The organism is Stenotrophomonas sp. (genome assembly GCF_050737075.1).
In the GTDB taxonomy this organism is placed as follows: Bacteria; Pseudomonadota; Gammaproteobacteria; order Xanthomonadales; family Xanthomonadaceae; genus Stenotrophomonas.
Map to the genome: position 1 here is coordinate 21537 of NZ_JBOHXV010000018.1, position 26276 is coordinate 47812.

The 26276-nt window shown below is 68.4% G+C and carries 26 protein-coding genes; 16 read left to right on the forward strand and 10 right to left on the reverse strand.

The features are described from left to right. Positions 1 to 56: 56 nt before the first annotated feature. Positions 57 to 2366: a DUF1631 domain-containing protein gene (locus ACREPD_RS06530; RefSeq protein WP_431598567.1), complete on the reverse strand. Its 2310-nt coding sequence runs from the start codon at positions 2364 to 2366 to the stop codon at positions 57 to 59. Positions 2367 to 2697: 331 nt separating this feature from the next. On the opposite strand from ACREPD_RS06530, the gene ACREPD_RS06535 reads away from it, so the two are divergent. Genes ACREPD_RS06535 through ACREPD_RS06550 form a run of 4 tightly spaced genes read left to right on the forward strand, consistent with a single transcriptional unit; the run spans position 2698 to position 5533 of the window. Beyond that, positions 2698 to 3273, forward strand: a complete 576-nt coding sequence (locus tag ACREPD_RS06535; RefSeq protein WP_431598568.1) for a nitroreductase family protein — start codon at positions 2698 to 2700, stop codon at positions 3271 to 3273. A gap of 1 nt (position 3274) precedes the next feature. After that, on the forward strand, positions 3275 to 4198 hold the full coding sequence (locus ACREPD_RS06540) for a 5'-3' exonuclease (protein ID WP_431598569.1): 924 nt from the start codon (positions 3275 to 3277) through the stop codon (positions 4196 to 4198). Then, positions 4195 to 4746 carry an NUDIX hydrolase gene (locus tag ACREPD_RS06545; protein WP_431598570.1) on the forward strand — a complete coding sequence of 184 codons (552 nt, stop codon included), beginning with the start codon at positions 4195 to 4197 and terminating at the stop codon, positions 4744 to 4746. Before ACREPD_RS06540 ends, ACREPD_RS06545 begins: the two co-directional genes overlap by 4 nt. Then, positions 4739 to 5533: an N-formylglutamate amidohydrolase gene (locus tag ACREPD_RS06550; protein ID WP_431598571.1), complete on the forward strand. Its 795-nt coding sequence runs from the start codon at positions 4739 to 4741 to the stop codon at positions 5531 to 5533. The genes ACREPD_RS06545 and ACREPD_RS06550 overlap by 8 nt, the downstream gene beginning before the upstream one ends. Before the next feature lie 217 nt (positions 5534 to 5750). On the opposite strand, the gene ACREPD_RS06555 is transcribed toward ACREPD_RS06550, so the two are convergent. Continuing rightward, positions 5751 to 7169 (reverse strand): MFS transporter, encoded by a 1419-nt coding sequence (locus ACREPD_RS06555; protein ID WP_431598572.1) that lies wholly within the window; start codon positions 7167 to 7169, stop codon positions 5751 to 5753. Positions 7170 to 7276: 107 nt separating this feature from the next. Here ACREPD_RS06555 and ACREPD_RS06560 point away from each other — a divergent pair, with 107 nt between their 5' ends. Beyond that, positions 7277 to 8161 carry a LysR family transcriptional regulator gene (locus ACREPD_RS06560; RefSeq protein ID WP_431598573.1) on the forward strand — a complete coding sequence of 295 codons (885 nt, stop codon included), beginning with the start codon at positions 7277 to 7279 and terminating at the stop codon, positions 8159 to 8161. A gap of 12 nt (positions 8162 to 8173) precedes the next feature. Here the strand turns inward: ACREPD_RS06560 and pip are convergent, their stop codons facing one another. Continuing rightward, positions 8174 to 9118: a prolyl aminopeptidase gene (pip, locus tag ACREPD_RS06565; protein WP_431598574.1), complete on the reverse strand. Its 945-nt coding sequence runs from the start codon at positions 9116 to 9118 to the stop codon at positions 8174 to 8176. 56 nt (positions 9119 to 9174) lie between these two features. After that, positions 9175 to 10032, reverse strand: coding sequence for a peptide chain release factor N(5)-glutamine methyltransferase (prmC, locus tag ACREPD_RS06570; protein WP_431598575.1), 858 nt, complete (start codon positions 10030 to 10032; stop codon positions 9175 to 9177). A gap of 343 nt (positions 10033 to 10375) precedes the next feature. Between prmC and ahpC the strand changes: the two genes are divergently transcribed. The 5 genes from ahpC (at position 10376) to ACREPD_RS06595 (ending at position 15300) form a co-directional block, all read left to right on the forward strand. Further along, positions 10376 to 10939, forward strand: a complete 564-nt coding sequence (ahpC, locus tag ACREPD_RS06575) for an alkyl hydroperoxide reductase subunit C (RefSeq protein WP_068849365.1) — start codon at positions 10376 to 10378, stop codon at positions 10937 to 10939. Between the two features lie 151 nt (positions 10940 to 11090). Then, positions 11091 to 12683 (forward strand): alkyl hydroperoxide reductase subunit F, encoded by a 1593-nt coding sequence (ahpF, locus tag ACREPD_RS06580; RefSeq protein ID WP_431598576.1) that lies wholly within the window; start codon positions 11091 to 11093, stop codon positions 12681 to 12683. Positions 12684 to 12774: 91 nt separating this feature from the next. Further along, a complete protein-coding gene (oxyR, locus tag ACREPD_RS06585) occupies positions 12775 to 13731 on the forward strand; it encodes a DNA-binding transcriptional regulator OxyR (protein WP_431598577.1) in 957 nt (318 codons plus the stop codon). 138 nt (positions 13732 to 13869) lie between these two features. Next, the gene (gene rnk, locus ACREPD_RS06590; RefSeq protein ID WP_431598578.1) at positions 13870 to 14286 is read left to right on the forward strand and encodes a nucleoside diphosphate kinase regulator; all 417 of its coding nucleotides are present in this window, start codon (positions 13870 to 13872) and stop codon (positions 14284 to 14286) included. A 51-nt stretch (positions 14287 to 14337) separates the two neighbouring features. After that, positions 14338 to 15300, forward strand: a complete 963-nt coding sequence (locus ACREPD_RS06595; protein ID WP_431598579.1) for a transaldolase — start codon at positions 14338 to 14340, stop codon at positions 15298 to 15300. A 466-nt stretch (positions 15301 to 15766) separates the two neighbouring features. On the opposite strand, the gene msrA is transcribed toward ACREPD_RS06595, so the two are convergent. Further along, a complete protein-coding gene (msrA, locus tag ACREPD_RS06600; RefSeq protein WP_431598606.1) occupies positions 15767 to 16417 on the reverse strand; it encodes a peptide-methionine (S)-S-oxide reductase MsrA in 651 nt (216 codons plus the stop codon). 30 nt (positions 16418 to 16447) lie between these two features. Beyond that, the gene (locus ACREPD_RS06605) at positions 16448 to 16714 is read right to left on the reverse strand and encodes a DUF2007 domain-containing protein (protein WP_431598580.1); all 267 of its coding nucleotides are present in this window, start codon (positions 16712 to 16714) and stop codon (positions 16448 to 16450) included. 136 nt (positions 16715 to 16850) lie between these two features. On the opposite strand from ACREPD_RS06605, the gene ACREPD_RS06610 reads away from it, so the two are divergent. The 3 genes from ACREPD_RS06610 to rlmM all read left to right on the forward strand — a co-directional run bounded on the left by ACREPD_RS06610 (position 16851) and on the right by rlmM (position 20408). Beyond that, complete coding sequence (locus ACREPD_RS06610; protein WP_431598581.1) at positions 16851 to 18599, forward strand: glutamine--tRNA ligase/YqeY domain fusion protein; 1749 nt, start codon at positions 16851 to 16853, stop codon at positions 18597 to 18599. A 177-nt stretch (positions 18600 to 18776) separates the two neighbouring features. After that, positions 18777 to 19337 carry a nucleoside deaminase gene (locus ACREPD_RS06615; protein ID WP_431598582.1) on the forward strand — a complete coding sequence of 187 codons (561 nt, stop codon included), beginning with the start codon at positions 18777 to 18779 and terminating at the stop codon, positions 19335 to 19337. Positions 19338 to 19361: 24 nt separating this feature from the next. Then, positions 19362 to 20408, forward strand: a complete 1047-nt coding sequence (rlmM, locus tag ACREPD_RS06620; RefSeq protein WP_431598583.1) for a 23S rRNA (cytidine(2498)-2'-O)-methyltransferase RlmM — start codon at positions 19362 to 19364, stop codon at positions 20406 to 20408. Positions 20409 to 20453: 45 nt separating this feature from the next. Here the strand turns inward: rlmM and ACREPD_RS06625 are convergent, their stop codons facing one another. From ACREPD_RS06625 to ubiH, 4 genes are all read right to left on the reverse strand, one after another. Beyond that, positions 20454 to 20891 carry a hypothetical protein gene (locus ACREPD_RS06625; RefSeq protein ID WP_431598584.1) on the reverse strand — a complete coding sequence of 146 codons (438 nt, stop codon included), beginning with the start codon at positions 20889 to 20891 and terminating at the stop codon, positions 20454 to 20456. A gap of 159 nt (positions 20892 to 21050) precedes the next feature. After that, complete coding sequence (locus ACREPD_RS06630) at positions 21051 to 21470, reverse strand: hypothetical protein (protein ID WP_431598585.1); 420 nt, start codon at positions 21468 to 21470, stop codon at positions 21051 to 21053. A 99-nt stretch (positions 21471 to 21569) separates the two neighbouring features. Next, positions 21570 to 22745 carry a UbiH/UbiF family hydroxylase gene (locus ACREPD_RS06635; protein WP_431598586.1) on the reverse strand — a complete coding sequence of 392 codons (1176 nt, stop codon included), beginning with the start codon at positions 22743 to 22745 and terminating at the stop codon, positions 21570 to 21572. Continuing rightward, entirely contained in the window at positions 22742 to 23947 is a 1206-nt protein-coding gene (ubiH, locus tag ACREPD_RS06640) for a 2-octaprenyl-6-methoxyphenyl hydroxylase (RefSeq protein ID WP_431598587.1), read from the reverse strand. The genes ACREPD_RS06635 and ubiH overlap by 4 nt, the downstream gene beginning before the upstream one ends. A gap of 109 nt (positions 23948 to 24056) precedes the next feature. On the opposite strand from ubiH, the gene ACREPD_RS06645 reads away from it, so the two are divergent. From ACREPD_RS06645 to ACREPD_RS06655, 3 genes are read left to right on the forward strand one after another with little or no spacing between them, the layout of a single operon-like run. Next, on the forward strand, positions 24057 to 24641 hold the full coding sequence (locus tag ACREPD_RS06645; protein WP_431598588.1) for a hypothetical protein: 585 nt from the start codon (positions 24057 to 24059) through the stop codon (positions 24639 to 24641). A gap of 10 nt (positions 24642 to 24651) precedes the next feature. Further along, entirely contained in the window at positions 24652 to 25206 is a 555-nt protein-coding gene (locus ACREPD_RS06650; RefSeq protein ID WP_421570454.1) for a cob(I)yrinic acid a,c-diamide adenosyltransferase, read from the forward strand. Between the two features lie 30 nt (positions 25207 to 25236). Continuing rightward, positions 25237 to 26148, forward strand: a complete 912-nt coding sequence (locus tag ACREPD_RS06655) for a histone deacetylase family protein (protein WP_431598589.1) — start codon at positions 25237 to 25239, stop codon at positions 26146 to 26148. The last annotated feature ends 128 nt before the right edge of the window (positions 26149 to 26276 follow it).

Consider the following 26276-nt stretch of genomic DNA (forward strand, 5'->3'; position numbering starts at 1 on the left):
CAGCGCGGCCGGGCAAAGCCCGGCGCTACGTTCAGCATTGCGGCATCGTAACGGCCTCAGTGAACCGTAGCGCCCTTGGTATCCAGGCGGTCGATCACGCCCTGCATGGCGCTGTCGAAGGCGCCGTCGTCGATGTGCGCGCGCAGGCGGCCCAGGCGGACCATGACCGCCAGTTCTTCCGGTGATGCCACGCAGAAGCGTACGCCGCGGCGGTTCACGAACAGCAGGCGCTGCGAGATCGGGCTCACCCAGGACAGCTTGCCGGCCTGGACCTTGCCGTCCTTATCGACGAAATCGAGCCAGCTGCCGATCTCCAGGCCGCGGAAGCGGTCGGCGTCGGCATTGTCGAAATCGCTGACATCCACCTTGCCGCCCAATTCCACCCCGCCGCTTTCCGGCGCCGGCGGCGCGGGCAGCACCACCTGCGGCAGTTCGGGCAGCGCGCGCTCCAGTTCCGGGCGCGATTCGGCGATGGACTGCAGCGTGTCGTGCAGCGTGTCGATGGCGGCCGTGGCCGCGTCGGCGTGGACGCCCACACTGGCGAACACCTTGCGCAGCGCCGGCTGCCAGGCCTGCAGCCACGGCTTGCCGACGATCTGGCGGCGCGCCTCGGAAATTTCTTCCAGCACCCCGTCGGCGAGCGCGAGCGCCTCGCTGACCGATGCACCGTCGTCCCCTTCGCGCAGCACCGCCAGGGTGAGGTGGTGCTGCCACGGCTGGCGCAGGAACTCGCCAAGTGCCTGCGGCAGCGTGGTATCGGCAATGCGCCAGTCGAGTTCGGTGGCGGCGCGGGTGCGCGCCATCTCCAGCTTTTCCTGGCCACGCTGGGTTTCCGCCGCACGCCGCTCGGCGATCTCGATGCGGCGACGGTGCTGGGTAAGGAAATCGCGGAATTCTTCTTCCAGCGTCAGGAAGATCGCCAGGTTCTCGTTGAACTCGGCCACCAGGCGTTCGATGATTTCTTCGACCTTGCCCATCAGCACGCGCTCGGCCTGGCTCTCGCCCATGTTGCCTTCGCAGGCCTCGGCCAGCGAATTGAGCAGCTTGCGCGCCGGGTGGGTCTTCTGCACGAACATGCGGCGGTCGAGCATGGCGACCTTCACGAACGGCACCACCAGCCGGCCGATCAGCTCGCGCGAGCGGCCCTCCAGGTCGCGCTCGTCGAGCATTACATCGAACAGCATGCCGACCAGGTCGATCGCATCCTCGTCCTGCGGGTCCAGCCGCGCCTGCGCCGGATCGACGCCGAGCCGGGTCGCGCCCGACAGCACTTCGCTCTTCAGGCGCTGGGCCAGCGATTCGCCGTCCTCACCGATCGCCGCGCGCAGCGTCGCGCTCGGCGTGGCCTGCAGCAGCGACAGCACCGACATCATCTCGCGCTGGCTGAGCGGGCGCTGCTGCCCGACCGCCACGCTGGCGGCGGACGTGGCGTCTTCGCGGACATGGCGGGTCTGCTGCAGCAGCTCGTGCAGCGCCTCCAGCAGCATGCCCTGGTTGCCGCTGAGGCCGTCGCCGCCCTCGCTGGCGCTGTCATGCGCGGCCTGGGCCGACTGCATGCGGCCGCGGCTGGCGGCCCAGCGGTCGGCGAAGCGCCGTGCCCAGGCGGGGGCCGCTGCGTCGTCGGCGTTCTGTGCCTCGGGGTCGAGCGCATCGACCAGATCGTCCAGCTCCTGGCGCGCCGACGGCGGCCGCGGCGCGGGACGGCGCGGTGCCGACAACTGCGGCATCACACCGGCTGCCGCCAACTGCTCGTCCAGCTTCTCGTAACGCTTGCCGATCGGTGCGTGCAGGTCACGCTCGCACAGCTTGATCAGCACCAGGCGCACTTCCGGCGCCAGTTCACAGTCTGCGAAGGCCTCATGGATCGCCACGCCGATGTGTTCGGGGCTGATCGGATTGAGGTCGGCGTCCAGTTCCACGCCGCCGGCGATCCAGCCCAGGCGGCGGTCCAGCCGCCCCAGCACCGGCTTCCAGTCGCGCAGCAGCACGGTGGCGAAATTGCGTACCGCCAGGCGCGATTCGAGCACGTGCTCGGGCACCAGGCTCAGGCCGCCTTCGACCTGGCCGGCCAACGTGGCCTCGGCCGACAACGGCTCACCCCGCTCCAGCGCATCCCAAGCCCGACCCAGATGGCCGCGGAAGCCGCCCACGATATCGTCGCGACGGCGGCGCAGCTCGCGCATGCCGTCCAGGAACAGCAGTTGCGACGCGCCGGCGGTGCCGGCACGGTCGAACAGCACATCGTCAAAGCGTGCCAGCACGGTCGCGAACGACTCGACCAGTCCGGGAAGGGCGGCCTCGCGCGCAAGCTTCAACAGCGCCGGGTCGCGACCCGGCTGCCCCGGTACGTTGGGCGTGGCGATCATGCGAGAAGGCTCCCCACCTTCGCAGGTACAGAATGCAACATGGATACAACGGGCGCGGGCGTCCCCAAGACACCGGCACTCGGATGGTAGGTCGGCCCGCCGGTCAGGGACAGTGAAACAGTCCGCACTTTGAACCTCACGACCCGGGCACCGGCAGGCCTTGTATCGTAAGGCCAGCGCTCCCGGGAAGCGAGTACAGCGACGTGAAGGATTGCCATTAATTAAGTGAGGTTCATCACGTTTTGTCGCAAATGGGCCAGAGATTGCCCAAGTTCGTGTCACAAACTGCCGCGACTATAATCGAGGGCACTGCGACACCCACTGAGATCCCATGCTCGATTCCCCTACACTGCACGCTCTGGACGCCCGCCGTTCGGTTCCCGCCCTGCAACTGGGCGCCCCCGGACCCGACCCGGAAACGCTGCTGCGGATGCTGGCCTCGGCCGTGCGCGTGCCCGACCACGGCAAGAAGGTGCCGTTCCGGTTCCTGCGCATCGCCGGCGACGCCCGCCACCGCCTCGGCGCGTTCCTGGCCCAGCGCAGCCGCGAGCGCGACCCCACCGCGTCGGACGCGCAGGTGGAGAAGGATCGGCAGCGCTTCTCGCACGCCCCGCTGATCATCACGGTCATCGCCCGGCCCACGCCGAGCCCGAAGGTGCCCGAGCAGGAGCAGCTGATGACCGCCGGCTGCGTCTGCTTTGCCCTGCTGCAGGCCGCCCAGGCACTGGGCTTCGGCGCGCAGTGGCTGACCGCATGGATGGCGTTCGACCCGGCCGTGCACGCCCACCTGGGCCTGGACGGCGAGGAGCGGATTGCCGGCTTCATCCATATCGGCACGCCGAAGACCGAGGTCCCGGAACGTGAGCGCCCGGATCCGGCGGCGCTGCTGCAGGACTGGGAGGGCTGAGATGCGCCAGCCGCTGTACCTGGTCGACGCCAGCCTGTACGTGTTCCGCGCCTGGCATTCGATGCCGGATGAATTCCAGGACCAGCAGGGCTGGCCGACCAATGCGGTGCATGGGTTCGCCCGCTTCCTGCTGGACCTGCTGGAGCGCGAGCGCCCGCAGCACATCGCGATCGCGTTCGACGAGGCGCTGGACAGCTGCTTCCGGCACACGATCTACGCCGCCTACAAGGCCAACCGCGACCCGGCTCCCGATGCGCTGCGCCGCCAGTTCGCCCATTGCAAGGCGCTGTGCGTGGCGCTGGGCCTGACCGTGCTCGCCCACCACGAATACGAGGCCGACGACCTGATCGGCAGCGCCCTGCACGCGCGCCGCGACGCCGGCATGCGCGGGGTGATCATCTCCGCCGACAAGGATCTTTCCCAGCTGCTGTACGAGCACGACGAGCAGTGGGACTACGCGCGCAACCAGCGCTGGGGCATGGCGGGGGTCAAGGCCCGCCACGGCGTGCATGCGCACCAGATCGCCGACTACCTGGCGCTGTGTGGCGATGCGGTCGACAACATTCCCGGCGTGACCGGAGTGGGCGCCAAGTCGGCCGCGGTGCTGCTGGCCCACTTCGGCAGCATGGACACCTTGTATGAGCGCCTGGACGAAGTGCCGTTCCTGCGCCTGCGCGGTGCCGCGCAGATGGCCGTGCGCCTGCGCGAGCAGCGCGAGCATGCGCTGCTGTGGCGCCAGCTCACCACGATTGCCCTGGATGCGCCGCTGGACGCGGCCCAGGCCGATTTCAGCCGTTCCAGCGCCGACGCGCAGATGCTGCAGGGTCTATGCGATGCGCTGCGCTTCGGCCCGTTGACCCGGCGCCGACTGTTCACCGCCGCCGGCCTGTCCGATTCCTCTTCCACTGCCAGCGAGTTCGCATGAGTCACAACACGCAGGACCCCAAGGTCGTCTATGAAGGCAAGTACCAGCGCATGGTCGTCCGCGGTACCTGGGAATACAGCGAGCGCACCCACGCCGGCGGCCTGGCGGCGATCATCATCGCCGTGACCCCCGACGACAGCGTGCTGTTCGTCGAGCAGTTCCGCGTGCCGCTGCAGGCCAGCACCATCGAGATGCCGGCCGGGCTGGTGGGCGACATCGACGCGGGCGAGTCGATCGAAGACTCGGCGGTGCGGGAACTGGAAGAAGAGACCGGCTGGACCGCCGCGCACGCCGAGGTGCTGATGATCGGCCCCACCTCGTCCGGTGCCAGCAGCGAGAAGATCGCGTTCGTGCGCGCCACCGGGCTGCGCAAGGTCGGCGACGGCGGCGGCGATGCCAGCGAAGACATCACCGTGCACGAGATTCCGCGTGCCCGCGCCGCCGCGTGGCTGGTGGAGAAGATGGGCCAGGGCTACCAGCTCGACGCCAAACTGTGGGCGGGGCTGTGGATGATCGAGCACCATCTGGACGGCACCCCGCGTGGCTGATTCGCGCGCACTTCCGCTCGCCACGGGCCCGCTGCTGGGTGATTCCGATCCGGCACCGTTCACCGTACTGCACCCGGGCGGGCGTTCGCCCTACGTGCTGATCGCCGATCACGCCGGCCAGCAGGTGCCGGCAGCATTGGCGGACCTGGGCCTGCGGCAGGCCGAGCTGGACCGGCATATCGGGTGGGATATCGGAATTGCAGGCGTCACGCGCGCGCTCGCCGGCCTGCTCGATGCGTGGGCGATCACCCAGACCTATTCGCGGTTGGTGATCGACTGCAACCGACCGCTCGCGTCACCGACCCTGATGCCCGAGCGCAGCGACAACACGCTCGTGCCGGGCAACGTCGGGCTGTCACCCGCGCAACGCCAGCAGCGCATCGACGAGATACATGCGCCGTACCACGCACGCATCGCCGCCGAACTGGATGCACGCACGGAACAGCAGCGCCCGACGCTGCTGGTGATGATGCACAGCTTCACCCCGCAGATGAATGACGTGCCGCGCCCGTGGCACGCCGGCGTGCTGTACCACCAGGACACACGGCTGGCACACGCCCTGCTGCAGGCGCTGCGTGACGAAGGTGATCTGGTGGTGGGCGACAACGAACCGTATTCGGTCAGCAGCACCAGCGATTACGCGGTACCGGTGCACGGCGAAGGCCGCGGCCTGCTGCACGTGGAACTGGAGATCCGCCAGGATCTGATCGCGGACGCGGCGGGGCAGCAGGCGTGGGCGGAACGGTTGGCGCGGGTGTTTGCGCGGTTGGAATCCGTGCGCGGGTAACACCGACGGGGTGCGTCAACGGGGACCCCGCACGGGGTGCCGACGGGGTGCCGGTGGGCTAACGACGGGGTACCGGCGGGGTACCGGCGGGCTAACGACGGGTACCGACGGGGTAGAGCCGACTGTTAGTCGGCTGCCGTCGGCGGGTGTTGGGTGATTGCGCGGAGAACAGCCGACTAACAGTCGGCTCTACCCAGTCGGCTCTACCCAGTCGGCTCTACCCAGCCGGCTCCAATACAACCCCGCTTTTTTCCGGCCGCAACCACAGCGCCACGCCTACCCCGAGCAACGCGAACAGCGCCGCGCCGTATTGCGCGTTCACCAGCCCCTGCAGCGCTTCCGGGCTGGTCCCCGCGGCACCTGCACTGCGCCACGCATTGGCTAGCATCACCAGCACCGCCAACCCCAGCGCGCCGCCGATCTGCTGCGCGGTGGCGGCCATGCCCGAGGCCACGCCCTGCTGCGCGGCAGGCACGCCCTGCCCGGCCACGATCCACATCGCCGTCCACGTCATGCCCTGGCCGATGCTGAGCACCACGATGCCCGGCAGCAGCGCCCAGTAGGTGGCGCCAAAGGGCAGCGCCACGGCGACCGCGCCGATGCCGACCGCGCCGGCGCCCATGCCCAGCGCCAGCACCTGGCGCGGCGAACGCCGGCGCAGCATGTGCTCGCTGATGCGGATGCCGAAGGTGCACACCAGCGTCGGCGGCAGGAACGCCAGCCCCGCCTGCAGCGCGCTCCAACCGTAGCCATCCTGGAAATACAGCGCCAGGAAGTAGTACTGCACGCCGAAGCTGCTCATGAACACCATCGTCAGCAGCATCGCCGCCCGCAGGCTGCGCAGGCGCAGCAGCGAGAACTGCATCAATGGGTCGCGGCTACGCTGTTCGATCGCCACGAAGGCGGCCAGCAGCACCACCGAGGCCAACAGGCAGCCCAGCGTGCGCGGCGCGGCCCAGCCCCATTCCGGCGCCTGCACCAGCGTGGTCACCAGCAGGCTGCCGCCGAGGGTCACGGTGAGGCAGCCGGCAAGGTCGAACGAGCGCCCGCGCACCACTGCGGCATCGCGCGGCAGCCACCAGCCGGCCAGCAGCGCGCAGACGCTGGCGAACGGCACGATCACCAGCAGCACCGACGACCAGCCGAAGCTCTGGGTGAGCACGCCACCGAGCAGCGTGCCCAGCGCCAGGCCACCGGCACTTGCCATCGACCAGATCGCCAGCGCGCGGTTGCGCGGCGCACCTTCGGCGTAGAGCGTGCTGATCAACGACAACGTGGCCGGGAACAGCAGTGCCGCACCGATGCCCTGCACAGCGCGTGCGGCGATCAACACCCCGCCGCTGTTGCTGAGCCCACCGACCAGCGAGGCCAGCGCGAACAGCGCCATGCCGGTGCGATAGACCCGGCGCCGGCCGAGCAGGTCGGCGGCGCGCCCGCCCAGCAGCAGGCAGCCGCCGAAGGCCACGGTGTAGGCGCTGACGATCCACTGCAGCTGCTGCGCATTGATCTGCAGCTGCACGCCCATCTCGTGCAGGGCGACGAAAATGATGGTGGCGTCCAGCGCGATGATCAGCTGGGCCATCGCCAGCAGGGTCAGCGCCAGGCGTGGCGGGAAGGAAGATGGGGTGTGGGTCATGCCGGTCGTTGCAGGGGGAAGGCGGGCAGTCTCATTGATGACGGGCAACAAAGAAACCCGGATACTTCGATTTCTGTCATGCATTTTCGCATCAATCGGACGCCACGATGGATCTCAATGCCGTGCGCATGCTGGTGCAGGTTGCCGAAGCACGCAGCTTCACCGCCGCCGCTGGCCAGCTGGGCGTCAGCCAGTCGGGCCTGTCGCGCGCGATCGGTCGGCTGGAGGGCGAACTGGGCGTGCGCCTGCTCCACCGCACCACCCGCACCGTCAGCCTGACCCCGGACGGGCGCCAGTTCGTCGAGCACTGCACGCCGTTGCTGTGCGGCCTGGAGGACGCCGAGCGCAAGCTGGGCGACCGGCCGTGCACGCCGTCCGGCGTATTGAAACTGACCGCGCCGTCGATGTTCGGGCGCAAGGTGCTGGTGCCGCTGGCCGGACGGCTGACGGCCGCGTACCCGCAACTGCAGTTCGAACTGGTGCTCAACGACCGGCTGGTGGACCTGGTGGAGGAAGGCTTCGATGCAGCGCTGCGCACCGGGCCGATCGGCGACGTGCGCATGGTGGCGCGGCCGCTGCGGCCACTGCGCTGGGTGACGGTGGCCTCGCCGGCGTACCTCGCCCGGCACGGCGCGCCGGCCACCGTCGATGCCCTGCACGATCACACCTGCCTGGCCGTGCGCAACCTGCGTAGTGGCCGGCTGGTGGATTGGCAGTTCCGCGAGGGCGACGGCCTGCGCGACTTCACCGCGCCGGCGCGGATGGTGTTCGACAGTGGCGACCCCCTGGTGGAGGGCGCCCTGGCCGGCATCGGCATCGTGCAGGTCATGGATTTCGCCGTGGCCGACGCGTTGGCCGATGGGCGCCTGCAGCGCGTGCTGGAACCGTTTGAAGGGCGCACCCGTGCGTTGTCGCTGGTGTATCCGCCCTCGCGGCAGGCCTCGCCGAAATTGACGGTGCTGGCGGAGGCATTGTCCGCCGGCACCTGGTGACCGCCTCAGCCGTCAACCGGCGAAACGGTCCGTCGCGCGTACCAGCGCGTCGATGTTCTCCGCTTCGAACGCGGAATGGCCCGAGGCCGGGCTGATTTCCAGCGTCGATTTCGGCCACGCCTTGTGCAGTTCCCACGCGCTCTGCAGCGGGCACACCACGTCGTAGCGGCCGTGCACGATCACGCCCGGGATGTCGGCGATACGGTGCGCGTCGCGCAGCAGCTGCTCTTCCACCTCGAAGAAGCCGCCGTTGACGAAGTAGTGGTTCTCGATGCGGGCGAACGCCAGCGCGAACTGCGGGTCCTGGTGGCTGTTGACGAAGTCGTCGTCCACATGCAGGAAGCTGGTTGCGCCTTCCCACACGCTCCACGCCTTGGCCGCCGCCAGCCGGGTCGCTTCGTCATCGCTGGTGAGGCGGCGATGGAAGGCGGAAATCAGGTCATGCCGCTCCACGGCCGGGATCGGCTTGAGGTAATGCTCCCACGCATCCGGGAACAGGCGGTTGGCGCCTTCCTGGTAGAACCATTCCAGTTCCCAGCGGCGCAGCATGAAGATGCCGCGCAGCACCAGTTCGGTCACGCGGGTCGGATGGGTCTGCGCGTAGGCCAGCGCCAGGGTCGAGCCCCAGCTGCCGCCGAACACCTGCCAGCGCTCGACGTTGAGATGCTCGCGCAGCCGCTCGATGTCGGCCACCAGGTCCCAGGTGGTGTTGTCCACCAGGTCGGCATGCGGCGTGGAACGACCGGCACCGCGCTGGTCGAACAGGATGATGCGGTACTTGGCCGGGTCGTGGAACTGGCGCATCTTGTCGCTGCAGCCGCCGCCCGGCCCGCCGTGCAGCATCACCACCGGCTTGCCGTCCGGGTTGCCACACTGTTCGAAGTACAGCGTGTGGCGGTCGTCGACCTTCAGGCTGCCGACGTCGTAAGGGGTGATGGCGGGATACAGCGTGCGCATGTGCGGAACTCCAGAGGGAATGACGGCCGTCGCCGGCGCTCAGCCGGCGTGGACCCTCATTCTAGCGTTGCCGGCCACCGGCCCAGGCTCACCCGGTCGCGCTGTTCCAGATCCACCGCCGTAGCCACTTCCACGAAGCCACGCGCGTCGAGCAGCGCACGGATCGCCTCGCCCTGGTCCCAGCCATGCTCCAGCAGGAGCCAGCCGCCGGGGAGCAGGTGCGCGGGCGCGCCGTCGATGATCTGGCGGATGTCCTCCAGGCCGTCGTGGCCGGAAGCCAGCGCACTGGCCGGTTCGAAGCGCAGGTCGCCTCGTACCAGGTGCGGATCGTCGCTGGCAATGTAAGGCGGATTGCTGGCGATCAGGTCAAAGCGCTCGCCGGCCAGCGGCGCGTACCACGAGCCTTGGCGGAAACCGACGTTGGGCAGTGCGTGGTGGCGGGCATTGGCGCCGGCCACGGCCAGCGCGGAAGCGCTCATGTCGGTGGCCAGCACCTGCGCCTGCGGACGCTCACTGGCCAGCGCCAGTGCAATGGCGCCGCTGCCGGTGCCCAGGTCGGCCACCCACAGCGGCCGGTCGGCGGGCAGGCGTTCCAGTGCCAGCTCGACCAGCCGCTCGGTTTCGGGCCGGGGAATCAGGGTGGCGGGGCTGACGGCCAGGTCCAGGGTCCAGAAGCCCCGTCGGCCCAGCAGGTAGGCCACCGGCTCACCGGCGATGCGACGCTGCAGCAGGGCCGCGAAGGCCTCGGCGTCGGCCGGGTCGAGCACATCGGTGGCGTGGGCGAACAGCCAGCTGCGCTCTCGTCCCAGCACGTGCAGCAACAGCAGTTCGGCCTCGTGGCGGCCTTCCACGCCGGGCAGCTCGCGGGCGGCATCGGCAAGCAGCTGGCGGATCTCCTGCGGGGCGGCGGTCATGGCGGGTCTGGGCAATGGTGGGGGCGCAGTGTAGGCCAATGGCGGCACCGGCCGACCGGCCGCGACCCGATGTCGCACCCGCCGCCAGAGCCTGAATGTCTGTTCAGCTTCACGATCACGCGCATAAGCAACGGCTATCAGGCCGTTGATCGGCGAATTCACCAAATCCTTTGCGCGACAAGGGTTCTGTCATGAATGGCGATCAATGTTCATCCCGGAATCAGTCCATATCGATAGACTGTATCTATTGTATAGATGCAATCAATGGATTGTCCTTATCGGAAGTGAGCCGCTAACCTGTGTTGGTCGCTTCACCCATCCCCCTTCACCACGAGGAATACCGATGTCGCTCATCAACACCCAGATCAAGCCGTTCGAAGCCAACGCCTACCAGAATGGCGAGTTCATCAAGGTCTCCGACAGCACCCTGAAGGGTCAGTGGTCGGTCCTGATCTTCATGCCGGCCGCCTTCACCTTCAACTGCCCGACCGAAATTGAAGATGCTGCCGACCATTACGCCGAGTTCCAGAAGGCCGGTGCCGAGGTGTACATCGTCACCACCGACACCCACTTCTCGCACAAGGTGTGGCACGAAACCTCGCCGGCCGTCGGCAAGGCCCAGTTCCCGCTGGTCGGCGACCCGACCCACCAGCTGACCAACGCCTTCGGCGTGCACATTGCCGAAGAAGGCCTGGCCCTGCGCGGCACCTTCATCATCAACCCGGAAGGCGTGATCAAGACCCTGGAGATCCACTCCAACGAGATCGCCCGTGACGTCTCCGAGACCCTGCGCAAGCTGAAGGCTGCCCAGTTCACCGCCGCCAACCCGAACCAGGTGTGCCCGGCCAAGTGGAAGGAAGGCGAGAAGACCCTGACCCCGTCGCTCGATCTGGTCGGCAAGATCTAAGTCGCACCTCACTCCCCCTCCCGTCCAGACGGGGGTGGGGGTGAACCGAAGCCGGTGCCCCGGCGCCCGCTTCGGTTCACCCCTACGCCGCCCAGATGTACCGTAGTGGTACGTCGACGCTGTTCCTTTGCCTGAATCAAGGAGTTTTTCGATGTTGGATGCCACCCTCCAGTCCCAGCTGAAGACCTACCTGGAACGCGTCACCCGTCCGATCCAGATCACCGCCCATGCGGACGACGGGGCCAAGTCGCAGGAGATGCTGGAACTGCTCGAAACCCTGGTCAGCCTGTCGAACCAGATCACGCTGGACGTGCGCCGCGACGGCGCCGAGCGTACCCCCTCATTCGCGCTGACCACCCCCGGCCAGGACATCCACCTGGCGTTCGCCGGGCTGCCGATGGGCCATGAGTTCACCTCGCTGGTGCTGGCCCTGCTGCAGGTCGGCGGGCACCCGTCCAAGGCCACCGCCGAGGTCATCGAGCAGGTGCAGGCGCTGGACGGCGACTACACGTTCGAAACCTACTTCTCGCTGTCCTGCCAGAACTGCCCGGACGTGGTCCAGGCGCTGAACCTGGCGGCGGTGCTCAACCCGCGCATCCGCCACGTGGCCATCGACGGCGGGCTGTTCCCGGCCGAAGTCGAGGCGCGCCAGATCATGTCGGTACCCACCGTCTACCTCAACGGCGAGATCTTCGACCAGGGCCGCATGAGCCTGGAGCAGATCGTGGCCAAGCTGGACACCGGTTCGGCCAAGCGCGACGCCGCCAAGATCGCCGCCAAGGCCCCCTACGACGTGCTGGTCATCGGCGGTGGTCCGGCCGGTGCGGCGGCGGCGATCTACGCCGCGCGCAAGGGCATCCGCACCGGCGTGGCCGCCGAGCGCTTCGGCGGGCAGGTGCTGGACACCATGGCGATCGAGAACTTCGTTTCGGTCAAGGAAACCGAAGGCCCCAAGCTGGCCACCGCGCTGGAACAGCACGTGCGCGAATACGACGTGGACATCATGAACCTGCAGCGCGCCAGCGCGCTGGTGCCGGCCGGTGACGATGGCCTGGTGGAGATCAAACTGGAAAACGGCGCGTCGCTGAAGTCGCGTTCGGTGATCCTGTCCACCGGCGCGCGCTGGCGGCAGATGAACGTGCCGGGCGAGGACCAGTACCGCAACAAGGGCGTGGCCTACTGCCCGCACTGCGACGGTCCGTTGTTCAAGGGCAAGCGCGTGGCGGTGATCGGCGGCGGCAACTCCGGTGTCGAAGCCGCCATCGATCTGGCCGGCCTCGTGACGCATGTGACCCTTCTGGAATTCGATGAGAAACTCCGCGCCGATGAGGTGCTGCAGAAAAAGCTGCGCAGCCTCGGCAACGTCACGATCATCACCAACGCGTTGACCCAGGAAGTGCTGGGCGATGGCCAGAAGGTGACGGGCCTGGTCTACAAGGATCGCGTCGGCGGCGATGCGCACCGCATCGAGCTCGAAGGCATCTTCGTGCAGATCGGCCTGCTGCCCAACACCGAATGGTTGAAGGACGCCGTCGCACTGTCGCCGCGCGGCGAAGTGGTCATTGACGACCGCGGCCAGACCAATGTTCCGGGGGTATTCGCGGCAGGCGATTGCACTACGGTGCCCTACAAGCAGATCATCATCGCGATGGGCGCCGGTTCCACTGCGGCACTGAGCGCTTTTGATCACCTGATACGTACATCCGTTCCCAAGAGCAGTGGCGCTGTCGCCGAAGCTGCCTGAAACGTCGGGTTCCCGGTTCGCCGGGAACCTTTTTGCCTGCTGGGTAAACCACGCCATCACCCGGTCCATTACCGTCTAGAGGTACAAGGAAATGAACCTACGTGATCTGAAATATCTGGTGGCGCTGGCCGACCATCGACACTTTGGTCGGGCGGCTGCCTCCTGTTTCGTCAGCCAACCCACGCTGTCGACCCAGATCCGAAAGCTCGAGGATGAGCTGGGCCTGCCGTTGGTCGAGCGCGCACCGCGCAAGGTCATGCTCACCCCGGCCGGCGTGGAAGCGGCTGCCCGTGCCCGCACCATCGTGGCCGAAGTGGAACAGATGAAGGAGGCGGCGCGGCGCAGCATCGACCCCGAGGCCGGCACCGTGCGGCTGGGTATTTTCCCGACCCTGGGGCCGTACCTGCTCCCGCACGTCATCCCCAACATCCGCGAACGCTTTCCTCAGCTGGAACTGCTGCTGGTCGAGGAGAAAAGCGACGAACTGTTGAACCGGCTGCGCGAAGGCCGGCTCGACGCGGCGCTGCTGGCGCTGCCGCTGGACGATGACCAGCTGCACGCGGAATTCCTGTTCGAGGAGCCCTTCCTGCTCGCCGTGTCCGGCCAGCACCCGCTGGCGCGTCGCAACCATCTGGACGTCCAGGAGCTGTCGTCGCAGAAGCTGCTGCTGCTTGAAGACGGGCATTGCCTGCGTGACCAGGCGCTGGCGGTCTGCCGCCTGTTCGGCGCGAACGAGAAATCCGAGTTCCGCGCCACCAGCCTGGAGACGCTGCGGCAGATGGTCGCGGCCGATGTGGGCATCACCCTGCTGCCGACCCTGTCGGTCAAGCCGCCGGTGCCGCGTTCGGAGAACATCCGCCTGCTGGACTTCAGCGGCGACGACCGCCCCAGCCGCCGCATCGCCATGGCATGGCGGCGCAGTTCGGCCATGACCGGCTTCCTGGAACAGCTGGCCCAGCAGTTCAAGCGGCTGCCCCAGGGGCTGTTTACCCTCGATCCCGCCGACCACGCCATGGGCGCCGCCAACCGGCGCCTTTCGCGGGCCTGAGGCGGTCGCTGAACCGGCTGCAGCGATCCGCCCCGCGGACGGGTCGCATCCGCCTTCGATAGGCAGCACAATAGAACCAGGCGGCGCCAGAAGGCGCCGCCTTTTGCATGGGTCTTCCATAAACGTAAGGAGCTTTACATGTCCACTTCCAGCGGACTGCCGCCATCCATCGCCCCCATCACGGTGTCCAGCCGCGACATGGACCGCCTCGACGCGATGCTCGAGTCGCCGGCCATCCAGCAGACCCCCGCTGCGCAGGCCCTGATCCAGGAGCTGAACCGGGCGACCGTGGTGGCACCGGAAGACATGCCCGAAGGCATCGTCATGATGCATTCGCGCGTGGAGTGCGAAGATGAGGTGCATGGCGACAAGCATGAGCTGACGCTGGTGTTCCCGCGCGAAGCGGACGTCGACCAGGGCAAGGTATCCATCCTGGCACCGGTCGGTACCGCACTGCTCGGCCTGGCCGTTGGCCAGACCATGGACTGGGATGCACCGGGTGGCCGCAAGCTGCGCCTCCGCGTGACCGCTGTCCACAACCCGTCCCCGAATTGATCCCCCCTGGCGCGTATCGCGCGGGGTTTCCGTTTTGCTCCAGGAGTCGCAATGAGCACTGCAACGCCGTCCAAACTCACCCAGCTGCGTGACCTCTCCGTGGTCGTTGCCGACACCGGCGACTACGAGGCGATCAAGCGCCTCAAGCCGGTCGACTGCACCACCAATCCGACCCTGGTGAAAAAGGCGTTGGACCTGCCCGTCTACGTGGACCTCATCGAACGCGAGCTTGCCTGGGGCCGTGGCCAGCAGGGCGAGCGCGAGACCATCGTGCACGCCGTGGCCGACCGGCTGACGGTGGGCGTGGGCACGCTGCTCAGCTCGCTGGTGCCGGGCCGCGTGTCCACCGAGGTGGATGCGGACCAGGCGCATGACACGGCCGCGACGGTAGCCAAGGCGCGCCAGTTCATTGCGATGTACGAGGCGGCCGGCGTGCCGCGCAGCAAGGTGCTGATCAAGATCGCGGCCACCTGGGAAGGCGTGGAAGCGGCGCGCCAGCTGCAGGCCGAAGGCATCGACTGCAACCTCACCCTGATCTTCAACCCGACCCAGGCGCTGGCCTGCAGCGAAGCAGGCGCGTTCCTGATCTCGCCGTTCGTGGGCCGCATCCTGGACTGGTACGTGGCCAACGGCCAGACGCCGGCCAACATCGATGCCGACCCGGGCGTCGTGTTCGTGCGCGGCGTGTATGCAGAATTCAAGCGCCGCGGTTCGCCGACGGTGGTGATGGGCGCCTCGTTCCGCTCCACCGCGCAGATCGAAGCGCTGGCCGGCTGCGACCGCCTCACCATCTCGCCGGACCTGCTGGAAAAGCTCGACGCCGACCACGGCGACCTGCCGCGCAAGCTGGTGGCCGGCGCCGCCGAGTCGGTCGCAGTGACCCCCATCGATGCCGCCCAGTTCGCCACCGACCTGGCCGCCGACCCGATGGCCACCGAGAAGCTGGCCGCCGGCATCGACGCGTTTGCGAAAGACCTCGAAGCCCTGCGCCAGACGATTCGCGAACGGCTGTAAGCCGTAGTCGTTTGACGATGTAAAAGCGGGACGAATGCAGAAACTGCATTCGTCCCGTTTTCATTTGGAAACCCGCGAACGGGCCTGGGGCCGGTAGCGTCGGTTCCCGAACGACGGCACGCAACACCACCGCGCCCGGTAACGCATGAAAATGATCGGCACCGCCGTTGATGTTCCGTGACCACCGAATAACTGTCGGGGGTCGGCGGGGGTGGGTTTGCGGGACCGCAGAAAACATGGGTCCGGCGCATGCGCCGGACGGGTTGGGCACGACGCCCAACCCCGGCCTTGCCGTGTACGCAGGATTGCGTACACGCGCAAGTTTTCTACGAGCCTCCAAGGACGGATTCACGGCGTGTCCCGCAAACCCGCACCCGCCGGCCCAGCTCAGGCCATGCGCAGGCAACCGGCTGTTCGCTCAAATGCGTGAAGCGGCCGGGCAGAGCCCGGCACTACGGGCCGTTTCTTACGCTCCCACGCCGATCGGGCAGCTCACGCCGGTGCCACCAATCCCGCAATACCCGTTCGGGTTCTTGGCCAGGTACTGCTGGTGGTAGTCCTCGGCGTAGTAATACTCCGGCGCCGGGAACTCGATCTCGGTGGTAATCGCCCCCAGCCCGGCCTCGGTCAGGCGCTCCTGGTAGCCATCGCGGCTGGCCAAGGCCGCGTCGAGCTGGGCCTGCGACGTGGCGTGGATCGCCGAGCGGTACTGGGTGCCGGTGTCGTTGCCCTGGCGCATGCCCTGGGTCGGGTCGTGGTTCTCCCAGAACACCTGCAGCAGCTCGGCCAGGCTGATGATGGCCGGGTCGAACACCACCTCCACGATCTCCGTGTGCCCGGTCAGGCCGGAACAGACCTCGTCATAAGTCGGGTTCGGGGTCGACCCGCCGGCATAGCCGACCGAGGTCGAATACACGCCCGGCAGCGTCCAGAACTTGCGCTCGGCGCCCCAGAAGCAGCCCATCGCGAAACGGATGCGCTGCAAGCCGGCGAAACCGTCCTTGAGCGGGTGGCTGTTCACGTAATGCTGGTTGTGCAGCGGCAGCGCGTGTTCGCGGCCCGGCAACGCCTCGTCCGGCCGCGGCAGGCGCTGCTTGAACGCACCGATACCCAACAGGCCCTTGGCAATTCCCAACATGGCGGTCTCCTAGGCCGGCAACGGGCCGGCGCTTTCGTCTCCGTCCCATATGGGGTCGTCCGGGGGCCCGCCCAAGTCCAGCCCGGCCACGACCTGCTCGGCTTCCGGCCTTGCCAGGTCGGGCACGCAGACCCGGAGCACCCCGAACAGCGGCAGCTCGCCCATCCCACCCAGCAGCGACTCCCCGAACACGAACGCCGGTATCCCCGCCGCCTCCAGCGCGTGCTTGACCAGATGGGCGTCGAACAGGTTGTCGGCCTGGTAGATCACGTGCATGGGAAGCTCCCGTAGGTTCTGGGGGCAGCATACGCCGCCGGGAGGTCGGCCGGGCAGAGCCCGGCGCTACGTCTAGCGTGTCTCCCTTTGGGAGACACGCTAGACTGGCAATCTTTCTGCCTTCTGCCTGCGCCTCATGTCCGAGCCTATTGCCACCCCCACCGACGCCCTTCCGGAAACCCACGAAAAGCGGGATTTCATCCGTCAGATCGTCCGCGAGGACCTGGCCGCCGGCAAGCATGCCGCGATCAAGACGCGCTTCCCGCCCGAGCCCAATGGCTACCTGCATATCGGCCATGCCAAGTCGATCTGCCTGAACTTCGGCATCGCCGGCGAGTTCGGCGGCGTGTGCAACCTGCGCTTCGACGACACCAACCCGGCCAAGGAAGATCCCGAATACGTCGCCGCCATCCAGGACGACGTGCGCTGGCTCGGCTTCGAGTGGAACGAGCTGCGCCATGCCTCCGACTACTTCGACGCCTACTACCTGGCCGCCGAAAAGCTGATCCGCGACGGCAAGGCCTATGTCTGCGACCTGTCGGCCGAGGAAGTGCGCGCCTACCGTGGCACCCTGACCGAACCAGGCCGCCCCTCGCCGTGGCGCGAGCGCAGCGTGGACGAAAACCTGGACCTGTTCGCGCGCATGCGCGCCGGTGAATTCCCCGATGGCGCCCGCACCGTGCGCGCCAAGATCGACATGGCCAGCGGCAACATCAACCTGCGCGATCCGGCCCTGTACCGCATCAAGCATGTCGAACACCAGAACACCGGCAATGCCTGGCCGATCTACCCCATGTATGACTTCGCGCATGCCCTGGGCGATTCCATCGAAGGCATCACCCATTCGCTGTGCACCCTCGAATTCGAAGACCACCGCCCGTTGTACGACTGGTGCGTGGACAACGTCGACTTCGCGCACAACGATGCGCTGACCCAGCCGCTGGTCGAGCGCGGCCTGCCGCGCGAAGCCGCCAAGCCGCGCCAGATCGAGTTCTCGCGCTTGAACATCAACTACACCGTGATGAGCAAGCGCAAGCTGATGGCGCTGGTCACCGAACAGCTGGTCGACGGCTGGGAAGACCCGCGCATGCCGACCCTGCAGGGCCTGCGCCGCCGCGGCTACACCCCGGCCGCGATGCGCCTGTTCGCCGAACGCGTGGGCATCAGCAAGCAGAATTCCATGATCGACTTCAGCGTGCTGGAAGGCGCACTGCGCGAAGACCTGGACAGCGCCGCCGCGCGCCGCATGGCCGTGATCGACCCGATCAAGCTGGTGCTGACCAACCTGCCTGAAGGCCACGCAGAGACCCTGACCTTCTCCAACCATCCCAAGGACGAGGCATTCGGCACCCGCGAGGTTCCGTTCGCTCGCGAGCTGTGGATCGAGCGCGAAGACTTCGCCGAAATCCCGCCCAAGGGCTGGAAGCGGCTGGTGACGGGCGGCGAAGTGCGCCTGCGCGGCGCCGGCATCATCCGTTGCGATGAGGTCATCAAGGATGCCGACGGTGCCATCACCGAACTGCGCGGCTGGCTGGACCCCGAATCGCGTCCGGGCATGGAAGGCGCCAACCGCAAGGTCAAGGGCACCATCCACTGGGTCAGCGCCGTGCATGCGGTGCCGGCCGAGATCCGCCTGTACGACCGCCTGTTCTCGGTGCCCAACCCGGACGACGAGTCCGAGGGCAAGACCTACCGCGATTACCTCAATCCGGACTCGCGTCGCACCGTGACCGGCTACATCGAACCGGCCGCGGCTACCGCCGCGCCGGAGCAGTCGTTCCAGTTTGAGCGCACCGGCTACTTCGTCGCCGACCGTCGCGACCACAGCGCCACCACGCCGGTGTTCAACCGCAGCGTGACCCTGCGCGATACCTGGTCGGCCTGAGCCGTTCCGGCCGGTGCCTGGCACCGGCCCTGCCACCCCACCAGCGCGCCGCCCTGCCCTCCGGCAGGGTTGGCCGGCTGCGCGTGCGTGCCCGCGTTCAGCGCGGACACGGCAGCGCCACGCCCGGCCCGATACACTGCGCCCGCCCCACCCGAATACCAAGAGGTTTCCGTCCCGATGCTGTACGCGCAAGTCCACCTCACCCTGCCCGCCTGGATCCACGACCAGATCGACCAGGGCCGCGCCTATCCCGGCGACGCCGCCAAGGTCACCCTGGCCATTGAGCTGTCGCGCCTGAATGTCGAGGCGCAGACCGGCGGCCCCTTCGGCGCCGTGGTGTTTGGTCCGGACGACCGCATCATCGCCGTGGGCGTGAACCGGGTCGTGCCGCACAGCACCTCGCTGGCACACGCCGAGAACATGGCCTACATGCTGGCCCAGCAGCGGCTGCAGACCCCGCGCCTGAACGATGTGCTGTCGCCGGTCACCTTGGCCACCTCCTCGCAGCCGTGCTGCCAGTGCTACGGCGCCACCATCTGGGCCGGCATCGACCGGCTGCTGATCGGCGCCAGCGCGCAGGACGTGGAAGAACTCACGCCGTTCGACGAAGGCCCGCTGCCGGCCGACTGGATCGGTGAACTCAACACGCGTGGCATCGAGGTCGTGCGCGACATCGAGCGCGATGCAGCGCGCGCGGTACTGCGCCAGTATGGAGAAACCAACGGTGCGCATTACTGATTTCCACGCCACGGGCGTGCGCCGATGAGCGGCCTTCTGTGCCTGTGCCGGCAGGGTTTCGAACCCGAACTGGCCGGTGAGCTCTCCGAACGCGCCGCGTACGCGAACATCGCCGGCTATGCGCGGACCCAGCGCAACGACGGCTACGTGCTGTTCGCCACCGAGGAAGGCGCCGCGCTGTCCAAGGCCCTGCCGTGGCGCTCGCTGATCTTCGCCCGCCAGAAGCTGGTGGTGCTGGCCGAGCTGCCGCAGCTGGATGCGGCCGACCGCATCACCCCGATCATCGCCGCCCTGCAGGGCCAGCTGCGGTTCGGCGACATGTGGGTGGAGCATCCGGATTCGGATGAAGGCAAGCCGCTGGCCGGCCTGGCCCGCGCGTTCGGCAATGCGCTGCGCCCGGCGCTGCGCAAGGCCGGCCTGCTGACCGACAAGCCCAACACCGCGCTGCCGCGCCTGCACATCGTGTTCGTGGGCGGCCGCCATGCCTTCGTCTGCGTCGCCGATACCCGCGACAGCGCGCCGTGGGCGCTGGGCATCCCGCGCCTGAAGCTGCTGCCCGACGCGCCCTCGCGCTCGGCACTGAAGCTGGACGAGGCGCTGCTGACCCTGATGAGCCCGGAAGAACGCGAGCAGTTGGTCAAACCCGGCATGCGCGCGGCCGACCTGGGCGCGGCTCCCGGCGGCTGGACCTGGGTGCTCACCCGCCAGCACATGCGCGTGGTCAGCGTGGACAACGGCCCGCTGCGTGAGCACGTGCTGGAGACCGGCCTGGTCGAACACCTGCGCGCCGACGGCTTCCATTGGCAGCCGGAAACCCCGTTGGACTGGATGGTCTGCGACATGGTAGAGCAGCCGCGCCGCGTTGCCGAACGCATGGCCACCTGGTTCCGCGAGGGCTGGTGCCGGCACGCGATCTTCAACCTCAAACTGCCGATGAAGAAGCGCTGGGACGAAACCCGGCTGTGCCTGGAGCTGTTCGAAGCGCAGGCCGGGCGACCGCTCACCGTGCGTGCCAAACAGCTCTACCACGACCGCGAAGAGATCACGGTGCTGGCGTGGAGCGGGCGGTGAGAAGGCCCGGGCAGCGGCGCGGCTGGCTGCTGCCCTGAGCAGCGGTCAGTCTGCGCGCGGGCCGGAAAACTTCTGCAGGTTGTCCACCTTCATCAGCACGTTGCGCAGCGCCTCGATGGCCTCGTCCGTGGGCGCACCCTCCAGCTGCCTGCGCCAATCCCGCTCCAAGTGCGCCAGGTCAACCAGCTGCTGCCGAAAACCCTCCTTCGACGGCGGCAGGCCGCTGTTCGCCGCATCGCGAACGAAAGCCTGCAGCTTGTTGCCGGCATCCAGCGCAGGCCCACTGGCATAGCCGACGCCGTGCGGCCTGCCGTTCTCCACACTGTGGAGCAACTGCCCGAACTGGCCGATGGCCTCCTCGGGTGCGGTGACCATGCGCTGGGCCGTTTCTTCCGCAGCCTTGATCTGCTTTTCCGTGCGCAGCTTGTCCCAAAGGGCGCTGAAGGAGGGGAATGCTCTCGAAGGATTGATGGGCGGGGTCATGGCACTCCAGCGGGTCCTGAAAGACGAAGGGGCGAGGCCGATGCATCCGTTCCGCATCGACCGCGCGTTCTCAGTCTGCCGGTCGCATAGGCGCCGTCACTTTCAGTTTTCGATCACTGCAGGTGAATTGCGACACACGAACCGCCGGCCAGGCTCCACTCACGGCTTCAGCAGGTGCTTTACCGCGCGGGCCTGTTGAGCGAGCGCCTTGAGTTCCTCGTAGCGCTTGTAGTTGTGGCTCTCCACCTGCCCGCGCTCCAGCCTGGCCTTGTCGCGTTCGACCTTCAATCCGTGCTGGATGACGCGCATGTCCTTGAACGCCAGCTTGCGCGCTTCATGCGACACCGGCTGCAACGCCTCCTGGGCCTTTGCCGCCTCCTCGACGAAACGCAGCAGCGCGTTCTGCGCCCTCATCGCCTGGGTGGAGCGCGGCGTGTTGTCGACGCGGTTGACCACGTCACGGACCACCGTTGCCAGTGGCTGCGCAGGATCCTGCGGTGGAGCACCCCGCTTCGGGATGGGCTGCCAGCAGTACTTCAACTTGTGGAACAGTTGTTGGGCGGTAGATTCAGTCTTCATCGAAATCCCGGAGCGCTGGCGGAGGTGCTAACCCCCTAAGCGTCCCCCAGCCCCCCCAATACCGCTTCCACGTTTCCATCATGCGGCGCGCGGCAGCGCCTACAGCCCGGCCGCCCGCTTCCACAGTGCCGACACCAGCGGCGGCCACTTGCCTACGCAGCCCAGCGCGCGGCCGCGGGCCAGGGTCAGGTGCATCTCGTCGTTGGAGAACACCGTGTTGATCGCGTCAAAGCCGTACGCCGACACGGTATTGTCGCTGCGCCGCTCCCGCGCCCAGCGCTGCAGCCGGTCCGGCGACGCCCAGTCCTGGCGGCGCTGTTGCGCGCGCAGTACCAGCGCGTGCAGCGCCGCCACGTCGCGCAGCCCCAGGTTCACGCCCTGCCCGGCCAACGGATGCACTACGTGGGCGGCGTCGCCCAGGGTCAGCACCCGGCCCGCCACGTAGCCCGTGGCCAGCTGGCGCCGCAGCGGGAACGCGGCGCGCCGGGAGGTCAGGGTCATCTCGCCCAGGCGACCAGCGAAGGCGCGGGTCAGTTCTGCCCCGAACGCGGCCTCGTCCAGCGCGAGCACGCGCTCGGCCTCGGCGTCGGGCAACGTCCACACGATCGAACTGCGGCGCGTGCCGGTCGGCAGCACCGCCAGCGGCCCAGTCACCAGGAAACGCTGCCAGGCCGTGGCCTCGTTGTCGTGTTCGGTGTCGACATAGGCCACCACGCCGCGCTGGCCATACGCCTGCGCCGCCACCTGCAGCCCCGCCAGCCGGCGCAGGGTGGAATCGGCGCCATCGGCGGCAATGGCCAGCGCCGACTCCAGCCGACGGCCGTCGTCCAGGCGCAGGCGGACGCCGTCGGCATCCTGCTCCAGCGCGTCCACCCGCGCCGGGCAGCAGATCTGCACGCCCGCCGCCGGCAAGGCGGCCCACAGGCGGTCCACCAGCAGGTCGTTCTCGATGATCCAGCCGAGTTGTTCGCGCCCCAAGGTGTCGGCATCGAAACGCAGTTCGTCGCCGCCAGCGGCATCCCACACCCGCATGCGCCGGTAGGCACAGGCACGCGCGGCAACGATCGACGGCCACACGCCCAGCGTACGCAGCAGCTGCGCGTTGTCCGGGGCGAAGGCGTATACGCGCAGATCCGGTTGCTGCGGCTGCCAGGCCGAGGGCTCGCGCCCTTCCACCAGGGTCACCTCCAGCCCGGCGTCGGCCAATGCCAGCGCGCAGGCGGCGCCGACCACGCCGCCGCCGACCACGGTCACATCACGTGCGCGCCGGCTCATGCGCCCACTCCACGGCACAGCGCCGGCACGTCGCCGCGGAAACCCATCGCGCCGCCCACCAGCATCGACTGCATCGGCGTGGCCTGCGCGGCCAGCAGGCCCAGGCTGCGCAGCGGCCGCAGCAGCGGCGCGGCGTTGCTGGTCAACCGCGCCAGCCCACCGGAGAAGGCGATGGTCTGCCGGCGGTCCTCGTCGCGGCGCGCGACGTGGGCCTGCAACAGGGCGTCACTGCCGGCGTCGTCGGCCGTGGCCACCAGCTCGGCCAACGTCAGCGCATCGCGCAGGCCCAGGTTGAAGCCCTGCGCACCCAGCGGATGGATGGTCTGCGCTGCATTGCCCAGCAGCACGCTGCGTTCGCCGACCAGCGCGCGGGCCAGCACCTGGATCAGCGGGTAGGCACTGCGCGGGCCGCTGTCGAGCAGCCGGCCGGCACGCCAGCCGATGGTCGCCTGCAGGCGCTGCAGCCAGGCCGCCTCATCCAGCGCCATCACCGCGTCGGCCTGGTCGCGGGCGACGCCGTGCACGGCGCCGTAGTGGCGGTCGCCGCGCGGCAGCAGCGCGGTCGGGCCGGTGTCGGTGAAGCGTTCGTAGGCCGTGCCATCCGGCGCACGCGCCGCGCGCAGCCGCGCCACGAACAGGGTCTGCTGGAAGTCATGCTCGTCCACGTCGATGCCGAGCGCCTCGCGCACCGCGCTGCGGGTGCCGTCGGCGCCGACCACCAGCCGTGCCAGCAGGCAGCGCTCGCCGCTGTCGTCGGCGATGAACACCTGGCGATGGCCGTCCACGGTCGCCCCCAGCCGCACGAAGCGTGCCGGCCGGTAGCGGGTAAGGTGCTGCAGCGACTGCAGCCGGGTCTCCAGCGCCTGGCCGAAGTCGCGCGCCACCACCACCTGGCCGAACCAGGGCCGCTGGTACTCCGCGGCGTCCAGCTGCACCCGGCCGAAATCGCCGGCGCGGCTCACATGGATACGGGTGATCGGCCCGACCGCCGAGCCGAGCAGGGGCATCACCCCCAACGCGGTCAGCGCGTTGACCGTGGCCGCGGCAAAGCTGAGGTTGCGCTGGTCGAACACCGGCGGCAGCGCGCCGGCCGGCGCGGCTTCCACCAGGCCGACATCGCGCCCGGCCCGGTCCAGCGCGATGGCCAGGCTGGCACCGACCAGGCCGCCGCCCACGATCACTACGTCATGACGTTCACTCATGCCGCCCATTCTAGTGCGTGCGGCCCACCGGTAGATGAGCGCCGCGCGGCCGCCAGCGCCCCGCCGCCGCAGGCGCTAGAATGAATGCTGGACTCCCATCGCCAACGCCATGACCACCCACGCCCAACGCGCCTTCGTTCTGTTCGTGCTCGTGCTGCTGATGGCGGCCAGCCGGGTCAATCACTTCGCGGCGATCCCCGACGCATCGTGGGCCGTGTTCTTCATCGGCGGCTTCTACCTGCGCAGCTGGACGCGCTGGGCCTTCCCGCTGCTGATGGTGCTGGCGATCGTGATCGACGTGCTGGTGATCCGTGCCAGCGGTATCGGCTACTGGCAGCATTACTGCGTTTCGCCGGGTACCGCGCTGCTGGTGCCGGCCTACTTCAGCCTGTGGGCCGGCGGTGCGGTGCTCCGCAAGGGCTACCAGGGCGCCAGCTGGGCCGCGCTGGGCAAGGCCTCGGCGCTGCTGATCGCGGCCGTGGCGGTATGCCACCTGTTCGCGCAGAGCGGTTTCTACTGGACCAGCGATGTGGTCGCCGCGCCGACCGCAGCCGGCTGGCTGAAGAACTACGCCGACTGGTTCCTGCCCTACCTGCGCACCGCCGCGATCTATGTCGGCCTGGCAGCCGCGCTGCAGTTGACCGCCGAACAGGTGGTCAAGCTGCTGCAGGCCCGCCGCGACGCGCTGCGCTGAGTCGCCCCGCATGGGCAACCGGCTGTCGCGCATCTATACCCGCACCGGTGACGACGGCAGCACCGGGCTGGGCGATGGCAGCCGCGTGCCCAAGGACGCGCTGCGGGTGAACGCCTTCGGCACCGTGGATGAGGCCAATGCCGCCCTGGGCGTGCTGCTGGCCGTGCCGCTGCCCGAGGACGTGCGCGCATTGCTCACCACCGTGCAGCACCAGCTGTTCGACCTGGGTGGCGAGCTGTGCATTCCCGGCCACGCCGCGATCCAGGCCGCCGACGTGACCGCGCTGGAACAGCAGCTGGACCGCTACAACGCCGACCTCCCCGTATTGAAGGAATTCATCCTCCCGGCCGGTGGCGAAGCCGCTGCGCGTTGCCACCTGGCGCGCACCATCGTCCGCCGCGCCGAACGCGAGACCGTCAGCCTGGCCCGGCACGAGCCGGTTCGCGCCGAGGCGCTGCACTACCTCAACCGGCTCTCCGACCTGCTGTTCGTGCTGGCCCGCGTGCTCGCCCGCGCCAATGGGCACGGCGAAGTGCTCTGGCAGCACACCCGCCGCCACGGCTGAGCCGCCCTACCGCCCCGGAACCCTGTCCGCATGCTGGTTTTCACCCACCCCGCCTGTCTGCAACACGATCCCGGCCGCGGCCACCCCGAAAGCCCGCAGCGCCTGCAGGTGGTGCTCGACGCGCTGCAGGCCGCCTGGCCGGACCAGCTGGACTGGCGGCAGGCCCCGCCGGCCAAGTTTGGCGAGCTGGCCCGGGTCCACGACAGCGAACTCATCGACCTGGTGCTGGCGCCACAGACCGAGCTGCTGCGCCTGATCGACATGGACACCCTGACCTCGCCGGGCTCGGCCAGTGCCGCCCTGCATGCCGCCGGCGCCGGCGTGGCGGCGGTCGATGCGGTGATGCTGGGCGAAGACCCGGTCGCGTTCTGCGCGGTACGCCCCCCAGGCCACCACGCCACCGCCACCACGGCGATGGGCTTCTGTCTGTTCAACAACATCGCCATCGCCGCCGCCTATGCGCGCGACCGCTATGGGCTGGAACGCATCGCGGTGGTCGATTTCGACGTGCACCATGGCAATGGCACCCAGGACATCTTCGTGGCCGATCCGCGCGTGGCGTACTACAGCACCCACCAGGCCGGCTTGTTCCCCAACTCCGGGCTGCGCCGCGACCGCGGTGCCGGCAACCTGCTCAACATCCTGCTGCCACCGGGCAGCGGCAGCTTCCGCTTCCGCAATACCTGGGCCGATGAAATGCTGCCCGCCATCGATGATTTCCGCCCGCAGCTGCTGCTGGTCTCGGCCGGTTTCGACGCGCACCTGCGCGATCCGCAGGCCGACCTGATGCTGGAAACCGATGATTTCGCCTGGATCACCAGCGAGCTGCGGACCCTGGCCCGGCGCCATGGCGGGGGCCGCATGGTGTCCATGCTGGAGGGCGGCTACGACCTGCAGGCGCTGGCCGAATGCTCGGTCGCGCACGTGGGCGCGATGCTGTAGTGGGTCGCCCGGCAGAGCCCGGCGCGACGGCATTTCGATGAACCTGAACCCCCGGCCGCGACAAGCCTTCATTGCCCCTATGCAAGGGATGGGGCAAGCTACGATCCGTTTTCGCCCGAATCCGAAGC